Source organism: Mesorhizobium sp. WSM4904, from assembly GCF_029674545.1.
Classification (GTDB): Bacteria; Pseudomonadota; Alphaproteobacteria; order Rhizobiales; family Rhizobiaceae; genus Mesorhizobium.
The window spans coordinates 323,347-335,664 of record NZ_CP121354.1 but is presented as its reverse complement, the minus strand read 5'-3'; the positions used below and the strand labels follow the sequence as shown (position 1 = coordinate 335,664).

At 65.4% G+C, this 12,318-nt stretch carries 11 protein-coding genes; 5 read left to right on the top strand and 6 right to left on the bottom strand.

Features of this window, described 5'->3' with window-relative positions; translation table 11 throughout:
• Window positions 1–20 precede the first annotated feature (20 nt).
• Window positions 21–1,391, top strand: coding sequence for a cytochrome P450 (locus QAZ47_RS01555; protein ID WP_278232270.1), 1,371 nt, complete (start codon window positions 21–23; stop codon window positions 1,389–1,391).
• A 69-nt stretch (window positions 1,392–1,460) separates the two neighbouring features.
• On the opposite strand, the gene QAZ47_RS01550 is transcribed toward QAZ47_RS01555, so the two are convergent.
• Window positions 1,461–2,444 carry a complex I NDUFA9 subunit family protein gene (locus tag QAZ47_RS01550; RefSeq protein ID WP_278232269.1) on the bottom strand — a complete coding sequence of 328 codons (984 nt, stop codon included), beginning with the start codon at window positions 2,442–2,444 and terminating at the stop codon, window positions 1,461–1,463.
• Window positions 2,445–2,927: 483 nt separating this feature from the next.
• The gene (locus tag QAZ47_RS01545; RefSeq protein ID WP_278232268.1) at window positions 2,928–3,932 is read right to left on the bottom strand and encodes an Ldh family oxidoreductase; all 1,005 of its coding nucleotides are present in this window, start codon (window positions 3,930–3,932) and stop codon (window positions 2,928–2,930) included.
• A gap of 177 nt (window positions 3,933–4,109) precedes the next feature.
• On the opposite strand from QAZ47_RS01545, the gene QAZ47_RS01540 reads away from it, so the two are divergent.
• Window positions 4,110–5,192 carry a transposase gene (locus tag QAZ47_RS01540; protein WP_278230985.1) on the top strand — a complete coding sequence of 361 codons (1,083 nt, stop codon included), beginning with the start codon at window positions 4,110–4,112 and terminating at the stop codon, window positions 5,190–5,192.
• Window positions 5,193–5,398: 206 nt separating this feature from the next.
• Here the strand turns inward: QAZ47_RS01540 and QAZ47_RS01535 are convergent, their stop codons facing one another.
• The 4 genes from QAZ47_RS01535 to QAZ47_RS01520 all read right to left on the bottom strand — a co-directional run bounded on the left by QAZ47_RS01535 (window position 5,399) and on the right by QAZ47_RS01520 (window position 8,739).
• Window positions 5,399–6,208 (bottom strand): ABC transporter permease, encoded by an 810-nt coding sequence (locus QAZ47_RS01535; protein ID WP_278232267.1) that lies wholly within the window; start codon window positions 6,206–6,208, stop codon window positions 5,399–5,401.
• The gene (locus QAZ47_RS01530) at window positions 6,208–6,873 is read right to left on the bottom strand and encodes an ABC transporter permease subunit (RefSeq protein ID WP_278233749.1); all 666 of its coding nucleotides are present in this window, start codon (window positions 6,871–6,873) and stop codon (window positions 6,208–6,210) included. Before QAZ47_RS01530 ends, QAZ47_RS01535 begins: the two co-directional genes overlap by 1 nt.
• A gap of 199 nt (window positions 6,874–7,072) precedes the next feature.
• On the bottom strand, window positions 7,073–7,867 hold the full coding sequence (locus tag QAZ47_RS01525; RefSeq protein WP_278205210.1) for a transporter substrate-binding domain-containing protein: 795 nt from the start codon (window positions 7,865–7,867) through the stop codon (window positions 7,073–7,075).
• A gap of 56 nt (window positions 7,868–7,923) precedes the next feature.
• Complete coding sequence (locus tag QAZ47_RS01520; RefSeq protein WP_278232266.1) at window positions 7,924–8,739, bottom strand: ABC transporter ATP-binding protein; 816 nt, start codon at window positions 8,737–8,739, stop codon at window positions 7,924–7,926.
• 211 nt (window positions 8,740–8,950) lie between these two features.
• Here QAZ47_RS01520 and QAZ47_RS01515 point away from each other — a divergent pair, with 211 nt between their 5' ends.
• The 3 genes from QAZ47_RS01515 to QAZ47_RS01505 all read left to right on the top strand — a co-directional run bounded on the left by QAZ47_RS01515 (window position 8,951) and on the right by QAZ47_RS01505 (window position 12,140).
• On the top strand, window positions 8,951–9,823 hold the full coding sequence (locus tag QAZ47_RS01515) for a dimethylarginine dimethylaminohydrolase family protein (RefSeq protein ID WP_278232265.1): 873 nt from the start codon (window positions 8,951–8,953) through the stop codon (window positions 9,821–9,823).
• Entirely contained in the window at window positions 9,820–10,464 is a 645-nt protein-coding gene (locus QAZ47_RS01510; RefSeq protein ID WP_278232264.1) for a TetR family transcriptional regulator C-terminal domain-containing protein, read from the top strand. Before QAZ47_RS01515 ends, QAZ47_RS01510 begins: the two co-directional genes overlap by 4 nt.
• A 95-nt stretch (window positions 10,465–10,559) precedes the next feature.
• Entirely contained in the window at window positions 10,560–12,140 is a 1,581-nt protein-coding gene (locus tag QAZ47_RS01505) for a 5-guanidino-2-oxopentanoate decarboxylase (protein WP_278232263.1), read from the top strand.
• Window positions 12,141–12,318: the final 178 nt, after the last annotated feature.

The following is a 12,318-nucleotide window of genomic DNA, read 5'->3' as shown; positions in this document are numbered from 1 at the left end:
GCTGCCAGCGGAGCATGCCCATGGACACCAACCCCGCCCCCTTCGTGCCGCCCGCACCCAAGCCGCGCACTGAGCCGCCTTCGACGCTGGAGATGATGCGCATCGTCTACCGCAACCCGCTCGAGCTCTGGGGCGAGCATACCTACAACGAGCCCTGGATATCGGTGACCGGCATCGGTGGGCCGCTGGTTATCGCCAACGATCCAGGCCTGATCCGCCATGTGCTGATCGACAATGCCAAAAACTACAAGATGGCGACGGTGCGCCAGCTGATCCTGCGCCCGATCCTGCGCGACGGGCTGCTCACCGCCGAGGGCGAGGTGTGGAGGCGCTCGCGCAAGGCCATGGCGCCGGTGTTCACGCCGCGCCACATCTTCGGTTTCGCCGAGCCGATGCTGAAGCGCACGCTGGAATTCGCCACTCGCTACGAGGCCGGCGGCACGTCGGACATTGCCTATGACATGACGCTGCTCACCTATGACATCCTGGCTGAGACGCTGTTTTCCGGCGAGATCGCGGGCGAGCCCGGCAGCTTCGCCAAGGAGATCGACCGCCTGTTCGAGACCATGGGCCGTGTCGATCCGCTCGACCTGCTGCGCGCGCCGGAATGGCTGCCGCGCTTCACCCGCATTCGCGGCCGCAAGACCATGGCCTATTTTCGCAACATCGTCGCCGGCACGGTGAGGATGCGCGAGGAGCGGCTGAAGCGCGATCCCGACGGCGTGCCGCAGGATTTCCTGACGCTTCTGTTGAGAGCCGAGGGGCCGGAGGGCCTGACTCGCTCGGAAGTCGAGGACAACATCATCACCTTCATCGGCGCCGGCCACGAGACGACGGCGCGGGCGCTGGGCTGGACGATCTATTGCCTCGCAGAGGCGCCCTGGGAGCGCGACAGGATCGAGCAGGAGATCGACGCGGTGCTGGCAAGGGAGCCAGATCCGACAAAGTGGTTGGATGCCATGCCGCTCGCCCGCGCCGCCTTCGAGGAGGCGCTGAGGCTCTATCCGCCGGCGCCTTCGATCAACCGCGAGCCGATCGAGCCGGAGACCTGGAACGGCCTCTATATCCCGAAATACGCCGCCGTGCTGGTCATGCCTTGGGTCGTGCACCGCCACCGCAAGCTGTGGGACAGGCCGAACGCCTTCATGCCGGAGCGTTTCCATCCGGAAAACCGCGACAGGATCGACCGCTTCCAATATCTGCCGTTCGGCGCCGGGCCGCGCGTCTGCATCGGCGCCAGCTTCGCCATGCAGGAGGCGATCATCGCTTTGGCGATCCTGTTGTCGCGCTTCCGCTTCGACGTGACGGCCGAAACCCAGCCCTGGCCGGTCCAGAAGCTGACCACGCAGCCGCAGGGCGGGCTGCCGATGCAGGTTTCCCGACGCGGCTAGAGCAATTCCAGGAAAAGTGTGTAGCGGTTTTCCGTCCGGAATTGCGCAAAACAAACGGTAGCGCGTTTGCTATCGATCGGCGATCGGCCGGCGCTGCTGGAACTGACCGGCCGCGCGGAAGCGCCAGAGATAGCTCGGCAGGATCGTCGCGATCGCCTGCGGCTGGATGCCGAGGCCGCCGAGCGTCCGGTTCGCCTTGGCGGCGGTTTCGGAGACGACGTTGTGCTCGCGCAGCTGCAGGACCTGGTCCTTGGTCAGCAGCGGATTGGGCAGCAGCTGAAGGATCGAGGCCTGCAGGTTCGCCACCCACCACGGCACCGGCACCAGGAGCCGCCTGCGGTCGATCACGGCGAGCATCTCTTCCATGCATTGCTTGAAGGTCAGCACCTGCGGGCCGCCGAGCTCATAGATCTGGCCGCCCTTGACGTTGCCGTCGACCGAACGCGCGATCGCCTCGGCGACGTCGCCGACATAGACCGGCTGGAATTTTGTCTGCCCGCCGCCAATCAGCGGCAGAACGGGGGAGTAGCGCGCCATGCCGGCGAAGCGGTTGAAGAAGCTGTCCTCCGGCCCGAAATTGATCGATGGACGGAAGATGACGGCATCGGGGATCGTCTCGAACACCGCTTTCTCGCCGAGCGCCTTGGTGCGGGCATAGCCGGACGGCGAACGCAAATCGGCGCCGAGCGCCGAGACATGGGTGAGGCCGGCGCCGACCGAGCGGGCGGCCTCGGCGACGGCGCGCGCGCCGAACTCGTGCAAGGACCCGAATTTCTGCCGGCCGGTCTCATGCAGGATGGCGACCAGGTTGACGACATGGTCGGCGCCCTGCACGGCGCGGTCGATGGACCAGCGCACGCGCACATTGGCCTGCACCGGCTGGATCTGGCCGACATTGCCGAGCGGCTGCACATGGCCGGCAAGATCGGGCCGCCGGCAAGCGACACGGATACGGTAGCCGCGCTTGGCGAGCGCCCGCACGACATGACGGCCGACAAAGCCGGACCCGCCGAAGACGACGACGAGCTTGGGGGTTTGCAGGATTTCGGTCATGGCTGGCTCCGGCGCGCTTTCCCGAGGACATGGGGCTTGGCTAGAGGCGTTCATAGTCGGTTTCGCGCCAAAGGCAAAGGGCGACCGGGTGTCGCCGGCCCCCAATTTTGAGCGCTGCCGGAACGCCTTGCCGATATGCATCGGCCGAATGACAGCCGCCGCCAAGGAGGCGAGAAAGAGCAGGGCCGGCGCACGGAGCAGAGAACGCAGAAAACCCCGCCGAAGCGGGGTTTTCCGGGCAGTGCCCACGCCGAAACAGGATCCAACGAGGCGGCCTGACCTGAGACGGTATCAAGGCGGCGTGAAGCACTCACGCCCGCCCCGGCCCTGGACGCCCGGCGCGGCGCCGCCAACCGCAAGCCGCTGCCCCAAGCCACCCTCTGCGGCCTGCGATGTGGGGTGCCGCCGATGGGTCGTTGCCGGGCGGGAAAAGGTTCAACGGCGCGCAGGAAATTCCGCGCCTCGTTGCGGGCGATGCCTGGGTCAGGCTGGCGAATAGCGCTGGGCGAATTCGGAAATGCGCTGCACGACCGCCTTGGGAACGTCGAAGCCGCGCGCCGTCGCCTTTTCCGTGGCCTCGGCGCGGGCGCGGCCGGGAATATGCACGCCGTAGCGCCGCCGCAGCCGCTCGAGCTGATCCTTCATGCGCTGCTCGAAGTCCGGGTCGAGCAGCTTGGGCTCGATGGCCAAAACGAAGAGTCCGGTTCCGGGACTGTCCGGTCCGCCGGAGAACCATGGCGCGTCGAGCGACCAGTTGGCGCCGGAAATGCCTGCCGCCAGCACCTCGACCATCAGCGCGATGTTGGCGCCGCGCTGGCCGCCGAAGGCGAGCATCGCGCCCTTCATCGCCGCCGCTGGATCGGTGGTCGGATTGCCGCTGGCGTCCAGCGCCCAGCCTTCCGGAATCCTCTCGCCGTCCTCGGCCGCCTTGCGGATGTTGACGAAGGCGGTGGCGCTCGACGACTGGTCGATGATCAGCGGCGGCCCATCGGCGGCCGGCGCGGCGAAGGACATCGGGTTGGTGCAATAGACCGGCTTGACCGAACCGGAACCGGCCAGCACCGCCGGCCCGTTGGTGGCGGCGAAGGAGACCAGGCCAAGCTGGGCGAGCCGCCCGGTGAAATAGCCGAGCGCGCCGCAGGTATAGGCATTCCTCTGGGAGAAGACGGCGACGCCGAACAGCCTTGCTGCCTTGGCGAGATCGTCGATCGTGCGGTCGAAGCCGGTATGGGCAAGGCCGCCGCGCGCGTCGGAAAGATAGACGGCGAGCGCCGGCCTGGTGATGACCGGATCGGCGTTGCCGTCGATGCGGCCGGCTTCGAGCGCCTCCAGATAGTCGATGAAATGCGAGAGCCCGACCGTCGACAGTCCCTCGGCTTCGGCGGCGATGATGGAAGCGGTCAGCGACTGCGCCGCCTCTTCGTTGGCGCCAGCGCCGAGCGCTGCCATCCGGCATAGGCCTCTTGCCTGGTCGAGAGTGAGTTGCATTGTGGCTGTCCCAAGGGAGTAGGGGAATAAGGGAGTAGGGGAGTAGGGGGAAATTATGGAGCGAATATCGAATGGGGATGGAAATGTGAATGCGGATCGTGGCTGAACACTCCCCTACTCCCATAGGCGCTAAGATAGGTGTTGCAGCGCGGAATCGGTTGTGATTCTACGCTGAGGATGACACACGAATCACTTGTTGATGACGGCTGGGCCGAGACGATTGCGCTTCTCGGCGGCGAAGAGTTGATCGCAGGAAGTGCGCGCGAGACGAAGGCGTTCCTGCGACCGCGGGGTATCCGGTCGGCGTGCGATCTGTTGCGCCTGACATTGGCTTACTGCCTTGGCAAGGTGGGCATGCGGGGCGTCGTGGCCTGGGCGGCGGCGAGCGGGATTGCCGACATCTCGGACGTGGCCTTGCTCGGCCGGCTGCGCAATGCAGGGCCGTGGCTGCAGCAGTTGATTGGGCATCTTTTGAAGCGCGAGGAAAAAGGCTTGGCCAAGGGCCGGCTGATCCGCATCCTCGATGCGACGGCGGTTGCCAAGGCCGGTGCGCATGAGAAGAAGAACAATGGCCTTTGGCGCATGCACTGCGCCTTCGAGCTTGAGCGCGAGCAGTTCGATTTCCTCGAGATCACCGACCAAAGCGAGGCCGAGCTGATCGACCGCGTGCCGGTGGTGGCGGGCGAGATCCGCATCGGCGACCGCGCCTATCTGCAGGCCGAGCGGATCGCAAGGGTCATGGCGCAAGGCGGCGACGTTGTCGTGCGCGCGTCGTGGAAGAATGCGCGATGGCTCGACGCCAACGGCAAGGCGTTCGATCTCATCGGCTACCTGGAGAGCCGCCGCGAGGAAGTCTTCGAAACGCCTGTCCGGTTGGCCCTCAAGAAGGGCGAGCCTGTGAAGATGCGCCTGATCGCCTTGCGCAAATCCGAGGCAGCGGCACAAGAAGCGCGGCGCAAAATCAACAAGGAAGCCAAGGCCAAGGGCAACAAGGTTCGACCCGAGACGCTGATTGCGGCCGGCTTCGTCATCCTTGTGACCTCGCTTGACCGGCAGGAGTTTCCCGCCGGCACGGTTCTCAAGCTCTATCGCATGCGCTGGCGCATCGAGCTCGCCTTCAAGCGTCTGAAGAGCCTGATCGGGCTGCGCGCGCCTCCCGCCAAAGACCCAAGGATCGCAAAGCCTTGGATTCTTGCCCACTTCCTCATCGCGCTTGTGACCGAACCCCTCTCGCAGGAGTTGGGTGTCTCTCCCCCTTGAGCGACGGGCGCCCGCTGCTGTGGCGCGCCACCCGCCAGATCGTCGCCTCGCTGATCGCAGCGATCTTTACTCAGCCTCGCTTGGCAAGCTTGCGCCAAAATCTCCATGCCTTGCGGCATCGTTGGCGTGAGCCACCGCGAAAACGCAAATTTCAAGCCATGCCAAAGCTATCTTAGCGCATATGCCCCTACTCCCCTACTCCCCTACTACCCGATTTTGACCGGAATCCGCGCCTCAATCCTGCTGAAGATCAGGACGAGAATGCCGGTGATCGTCATGTAGATCAACGCCAGCAGCAGCAAGGGTTCGTAGGTGAGATAGGTGTCCTGCCGCACCTTGGAGGAGACGGCGAAGATGTCGATGACGCTGATCGTCGCCACCAGTGGCGTCGACTTCAGCTGCAGCACCGTTTCGCCGGTCAGCGTCGGCAGCGCGCGGAAGAAGGCCTGCGGCAGCCAAATGCGGCGGAAGATCTTGAAGCGGCTCATGCCGAAGGCGCGGGCCGCCTCCAACTGTCCTTTCGGAACGCCGGCGAAGGCGCCGCGCATCACCTCGCCCTCATAGCCGGCGAAGGACAAGGTCAGCGCCACCACGCCATAGGGCCAGGCTTGCCTCAGATAGGGCCACATCCAGGACTCGCGGATCCATGGATATTGCGGAAACAGCGATCCGAGCCCGTAATAGAGCAGCCACAGCTGCAGGAGCAGCGGCGTTCCGCGGATGATCGTGCAGAACACCTTCGCCGGTACCGCGAACCAGAACGGGCCGCCGGCCTGCGCCAGGCCGAGCGGCACCGCCAGCAGGAAGCCCAGCGCGCAGGTGACGACGAGGATCCACAGCGATCGCCAGATGCCGAGCAGCCCCATCTGCCAATATTGCGGCAGCCAGTCCCAGCGCATGAAGAAGGCCGCGCAGAGGACCAATGCCAGCGCGATGAGGATCAGCACGATGCGGTGCGGCTTGAGCCAGAGCGAGGCACGCGCCGCCATGTTGATCGCGGTCGCCTCAGTCGACATCAGCGTGCCTCCTTGACGGAAGGCATGCCGCGCCGCGACCAGGCCTCGACGCGGCCGATGATCAGGTTGGAGAACAGCGTCAGCGCCAGATAAAGCGCGCCGGCGGCGAGGTAGAAGATCAGATAGGCCTTGGTGACACCTGCCGCCTGCCGCGTCGCGAGCGTCAGTTCGAAGAAGCCGACGACGGCAAGCAGCGCGGTGTCCTTGGTGGCGATCAGCCAGAGATTGGCGAGGCCTGGAATGGCGAAGGGCAGCATTGCCGGCAGTGTTATGCGCCTCAGCATCAGGCCGGGCGGCATGCCATAGGCGCGGGCGGCTTCGATCTGGCCTTGCGGGATGGACAGGATGGCGCCGCGGATGACTTCCGTCGAATAGGCGCCCTGGACGACGCCGAGCACGAAGATGCCGGCCGCCAGTCCGCTGATGTCGACGCGCTGGTAGCCCATCGCCGTCAGCACCTGATTGATGAGGTCTGTGCCGGCATAATAGAGCAGCAGGATCAGCACCAGTTCCGGCACGGCGCGCACCACCGTGGTGTAGACGGCGAGCAGGTCGCGCGTGACCGGTCCGCCATAGAGCTTGCCCCAGGCGCCGCCGGTGCCGATCAAAAGGCCAAGGCAGGTGGCGCCGATGGCGATCTCGATCGAATGCAGCAATCCGACCAGCAAGGTGCCGCCCCAGCCGGGCGGCACGGGCGACAGGAGTTCGATGATGCCGGCCGCCGAGGCCGGAAGAAAGGCGTCGATCAGTTTCGCCCCCGAATTAGTGGCAACCGCCGACGGCAGCGTTCAGCGGCAGGCACGCGTGGCAAGGTTTGGGCTAGGGGCATGGCGCTGGCCATGCCCCGGAGCTCATTCGGAGAGATTAGTTCGACTGCGTGGCGCCGCCGTAGATGTCGAAGTCGAAATATTTCTTCGAGATCTCGTCATACTTGCCGTTGGCGCGGATCGCCTTGATGCCGGCGTTGATCTTTTCCTTGAGCGCGGTGTCTTCCTTGCGCACGCCGGCGCCGACGCCCGGTCCGAGCACCTCGTCGTCCGGAGCGACCATGCCCTTCAGGTCGCAGCAGGCCTTGCCCTGATCGGTCTTGAGGAATTCGCCGAGCGCGATGGAATCGGCCTGCACCGCGTCGAGACGGCCGGCCGCCAGATCGTTATTGGCCTCGTCCTGCGTCTGGTATTCCTTGATCTCCTGCGCGCCGGTGAAGTGCTTCTTGGCGTAGACGGCGTGCACCGTCGACACCTGGACGCCGATGGTCTTGCCCTTGAGGTCGTCCGGCGTGGCGCCGAATTTCTGGTCCTTCGGCCCGATGATCGCCGTCGGCGTGTTGTAATACTTATCCGAGAAGTCGATCGTCTTCTTGCGTTCGTCGGTGATCGACATCGAGGAGACGATGAGGTCGATCTTCTTGGTGGTCAGCGCCGGAATGATGCCGTCCCAGGCTACGGGCGTGATGACGCAGTCGAGCTTCTCCTCGGCGCAGACGGCGTCGATGAAGTCGATTTCCCAGCCGACCCACTTGCCCGTCGCGTCCGGCGAGGTGAAGGGCGGATAGGGCTCGGCGGCGACGCCGATCTTGACCTGATCGGCCTTGGCCGCGCCCATCGCGGCGACGCCGAAGAGCAGCGCCGCTGCGAAGGTCTTGAGAACAGTCTTCATTTCAGTACTCCCAGTTTGTTGTTGTTCCCGGTTTTTCGTTCCGCTTGACGCCGGCCTTAGCCGACGTTGCGGAGGAATTGTTTGAGCCTTTCGGATTTGGGCGCGCCGAACAGCTGTTCCGGCGGACCTTCCTCCTCGACCAGCCCGTTGTAGAGGTAGACGACATGCGTCGCGACCTCGCGGGCAAACTTCATTTCATGCGTCACCAGCACCATGGTGCGCCCCTCGCGCGCCAGGTCGCCGATCACCTTCAGCACTTCGCCGACCAGCTCCGGATCGAGCGCCGAGGTCGGCTCGTCGAACAGCATGACGCGCGGATTGATCGCCAGCGCCCGGGCTATCGCCGCGCGCTGCTGCTGGCCGCCCGACAGGAACGCCGGATAGACGTCGCGTTTTTCCGCCAGCCCGACGCGGGCAAGCAGCTTCTCGGCCTGGGCGATCGCCTCGTCGCGCTTGATGCCGAGCACGTGCACCGGAACCTCGATGACGTTCTCGATCAGCGTCATGTGGCTCCACAGGTTGAAGTTCTGGAACACCATGCCGAGCCGGGAGCGGATGCGCTCGATCTGCTTACGGTCGGCCGGAACCGTGTGGCCGTGGCTGTCGGCCTTCAGCTTGATCTCCTCGCCGTTGACGCGAATGATGCCGCTGGTCGGGTTTTCCAGGCAGTTGATGCAGCGCAGCAGCGTCGACTTGCCCGAACCCGAGCCGCCGATGATGGCGATCACCTCGCCGTCGCGCGCCGACAGCGAGACGCCCTTCAGCACATGCAGCTGGCCGAACTTCTTGTGCAGGTTCTCGACATGGATGGCTTCGGCGGCGCCGCTTTGCGCCTCGCCGGACAGGACCGCGGCGGCTCCCGCCGCACTCACCGGGCGACCTCTAGATGGTCGAAGGCAGTTCGTCGAACGTCCATCCGGCTAATCAACACACGCTGCACTGCCTGCTCCAGACTTCAGCATGGACCCGACAGAGCGAGCCCGTCAATCCCGCCCATTACGGCACTTGCGGCCTTGTTGTGCAAGTGTATAAATAGCCTCTCATGAAATTTTTTCGATTTTTTTCAGCCAAAAAAGGGCATCGATGGGCGCTTTCGGATCACAGTCCATGGCGGCGCCGCTGCGGCGCGTGCTGATGCGGTCGGCGGCCAACGCCATGCGCGACGCCGACAGAGATCAATGGCACTATGGCCCGGGGTTCAACCCGGCTAAAGCGGCATTGCAGCACGCCGTCCTTGCCGAACTGGTGGCGGCTTCCGGCGCCGAGATCGAATGGATCGAGGATGAAGCCGACGGCCTTTCGGATTCGGTATTCACGCACGACCCGTCGCTGATGACCGACCGCGGCGCGCTGATCCTGTCCATGGGCAAGCCATTGCGCGCCAGGGAGCCTTCCCTGCATGAGGAAACCTACAGAAGATTGGGCATTCCGATCCTCGGCCGCGTCGAGGCTCCTGGCCAGGTCGAAGGCGGTGATTGTGTATGGGTGGATGCCCGCACGCTGGCGATCGGCCGCGGTGTCCGTTCCAACCAGCACGGCATTCAGCAGGTTTCCAACCTGCTGACGCCGCTGGGCATTTCCGTCTACGGCTTCGATCTGCCGCTATGGCAGGGCGAAGAGGCGTGCCTGCATCTGATGTCGGTGATCAGCCCGCTGGCCGACGACCTCGCGCTGGTCTATCCGCCGCTTTTGCCGGCCCCGTTCTACCAGATGCTGAAGGCGCGAGGCATCCGGCTGGTCGAAGGCGACGCCGAAGAGTTCGCCGCTTCCAATGGCCTCAGCTTGAACGTGCTGCCGACCAGCCCTCGCAAGGTCATTGCCGTTGCAGGCTTTCCCAAGACCAAAGCCGCGATGGAAGCCGCCGGCTGCACGGTCGAGGTATTCGATGCGGATGCGCTCTGCATCGCCTGCGAGGGCGGGCCGACATGCCTGACGCGGCCGATCCTGCGCCAATGAATGCGCGCCGGAAGTTCCGTCGCGAGGGCGAGGAGCGGCGGCGGCAGGATCTGATCGAAGCGACTCTGGACTGCGTGGCGGAATATGGCCTGCAGGGCGCCACCTTGCGCACCATCGCCTTGCGCGCCGGCGTCACTGCCGGGCTGATCCGCCATTATTTCCCCGGCAAGGAAGACTTGCTGCAGGAAGCCTATGCCGCACTGATGGGCCGCATGACCGAGCAGGCGAAAGCGGCATTGATCATGGAAGACGCCTCGCCGCGCCAGCGTCTTGCGGCCTTCGTCACGGCCAATCTCAACGCGCCGATCATCGACCAGCGGGTGTTTTCGCTCTGGGCGACCTTCATCGGCCGTGCCGGCGCGGATCCGACGCTCGCCCGCGCCCACCGCGAAGGCTATCTCGGCTTTCGCAACGAGGTGGAAGCGGTGGTGGCCGAAGTGCTCGCCGCCGAACGGCGCAAGCCGGATGCAAGCCAGCTGCGCCGCCATGCCATCGCGATCAATGCGATCATCGACGGGCTCTGGATCGAAGGCTGCCTGGCCGGCGAGATGTTCTCGCCCGGCGAATTGGCGGCGATCGGCATCAAGGCCGTCGAGGCCGAACTCGGCCTCGCGCCGCTAGAGCAATTCCAGGAAAAGTGAGAAGCGGTTTTCCGTCCGGAATTGCGCCAGAAACGAAGAGATAGAGCTGATCACCGTTTCCGCTAAACGGTGATCCGCCCAAAGGGAGAAGAGCAATGACAACCGTCGGCGAAGCGCTGATCACCTTGCTCGAGGCGCATGGTGTCGACACCGTCTTCGGCATTCCGGGCGTACACACCGTCGAGCTCTATCGCGGCCTGGCGCGCTCGAGGATCCGCCACGTCACGCCGCGTCACGAGCAGGGCGCCGGTTTCATGGCCGACGGCTACGCGCGCGCCAGCGGCCGGCCGGGCGTGGCCTTCGTCATCACCGGGCCTGGCCTCACCAACACCATCACCGCCATGGGCCAGGCGCGCGCCGATTCGGTGCCGATGCTGGTGATCTCGGGCGTCAATGCCACCGACACGCTCGGCAAGGGACTGGGCTTCCTGCACGAATTGCCCGACCAGCGCGGCATGATGGAGAAGGTGGCACTGTTCTCTCAACGCATCACCGAGGCCGAGGAACTGCCCGGCGCGCTGGCGCGTGCCTTCGCCGTTTTCTCCTCATCGCGTCCGGGTCCGGTCCATATCGAGATCCCGACCGACGTCATGGTGAAGGCCGCCGAGGGGCTCGCGCCGGTGCTCGGCAACGCTGCGCCGCCTGCTCCGGCAGCGGCGGCGATCGTCGAGGCTGCGAAATTGATCCAGGCATCCCGCCGGCTGCTCATTCTCGCCGGGGGTGGCGCCAAGAAGGCCGATGCGGCGCTAAGGCGCTTCGCCGAAGCATTGGGCGCTCCGGTCATCGAGACCGCCAATGCGCGCGGCCTGCTGCATCGCCACCCGCTCTGCGTGCCGGCAAGCCCGAGCCTGAGGGCAGTGCGCGCGTTGATGGCCGACGCCGATCTGGTGATTGCCGCCGGCACCGAATTCGGCCCGACCGACTATGACGGCTATGGCGACGGCGGCTTCGTGCTGCCGCCGAACCTCATCCGCATCGACATCGGCGCCGACCAGATCGCCCGCCGTCCGGTGACGGTCGGAATCCAGGCCGATTGCGCCGAGGCGCTTGGCGCGCTGCTGACCGAGCTTGGGTCAGCCCATGTGGCCGCGAAGGACGGCGAGACCCGCGCCGCAGCGGCGAGAGCGGCGGCGCTTGCCGAGCTGAAGCCCGACTATCTGGCGCAGGTGCACGCGGTGGAGGCGATCCGCGATGCGCTGCCCGGCGCGATCATTGTCGGCGACTCGACGCAGCCGATCTACGCCGCCAACCTCTATTACGACCACGACCGTCCGTCCGGCTGGTTCAATGCGGCGACGGGGTTTGGCGCGCTGGGCTATGGCCCCCCAGCGGCGATCGGCGCCGCCCTTGCGGTGCCCGAGGCGCCGGTCGTGTGTCTCACCGGCGACGGCGGCTTCCAGTTCACCTTGCCGGAGCTGGGCGCGGCGCTCGATACCGGGGCGGCCGTGATCTTCGTCGTCTGGAACAATCGCGGTTATCGCGAGATCGAGACCTCGATGCTCGATGTCGGCGTCGAGCCGGTCGGCGTGTCGCCGGCGCCGCCGGATTTCTGCAAGCTCGCCGGGGCCTATGGCATGGAAGCCGAGCGGCTGACCGGGGTCGGCGGCCTCGCCGAGGCGCTGAAGCGCGCGCGAGCGGCGGGCAAGCCGCGCGTCATCGAAATCACCATCGACTGAAGATCTTGGCAGCCTTCCATCCAGCCGGAACGCAGCGGCGTGACGTCACACGCGGCAGCCCGACGCATGCAAAGAAGGGACGCAGCCATGTCGATATTTCAATTGAGTGACAGCGCGAAAGGCGCGACGTTCGACGCTGGGGCGGCATAACCATAAGAATACGACAGGAGCAGTCGAA

Excerpts from the sequence above, each read along its gene's own strand:
- QAZ47_RS01555 (WP_278232270.1), top strand. The coding sequence starts at position 21 with ATGGACACCAACCCCGCCCCCTTCGTGCCGCCCGCACCCAAGCCGCGC.
- QAZ47_RS01505 (WP_278232263.1), top strand. The coding sequence starts at position 10,560 with ATGACAACCGTCGGCGAAGCGCTGATCACCTTGCTCGAGGCGCATGGT.
- QAZ47_RS01550 (WP_278232269.1), bottom strand. The coding sequence starts at position 2,444 with ATGACCGAAATCCTGCAAACCCCCAAGCTCGTCGTCGTCTTCGGCGGG.
- QAZ47_RS01540 (WP_278230985.1), top strand. The coding sequence starts at position 4,110 with ATGACACACGAATCACTTGTTGATGACGGCTGGGCCGAGACGATTGCG.
- QAZ47_RS01510 (WP_278232264.1), top strand. The coding sequence starts at position 9,820 with ATGAATGCGCGCCGGAAGTTCCGTCGCGAGGGCGAGGAGCGGCGGCGG.
- QAZ47_RS01525 (WP_278205210.1), bottom strand. The coding sequence starts at position 7,867 with ATGAAGACTGTTCTCAAGACCTTCGCAGCGGCGCTGCTCTTCGGCGTC.
- QAZ47_RS01515 (WP_278232265.1), top strand. The coding sequence starts at position 8,951 with ATGGGCGCTTTCGGATCACAGTCCATGGCGGCGCCGCTGCGGCGCGTG.
- QAZ47_RS01545 (WP_278232268.1), bottom strand. The coding sequence starts at position 3,932 with ATGCAACTCACTCTCGACCAGGCAAGAGGCCTATGCCGGATGGCAGCG.
- QAZ47_RS01535 (WP_278232267.1), bottom strand. The coding sequence starts at position 6,208 with ATGTCGACTGAGGCGACCGCGATCAACATGGCGGCGCGTGCCTCGCTC.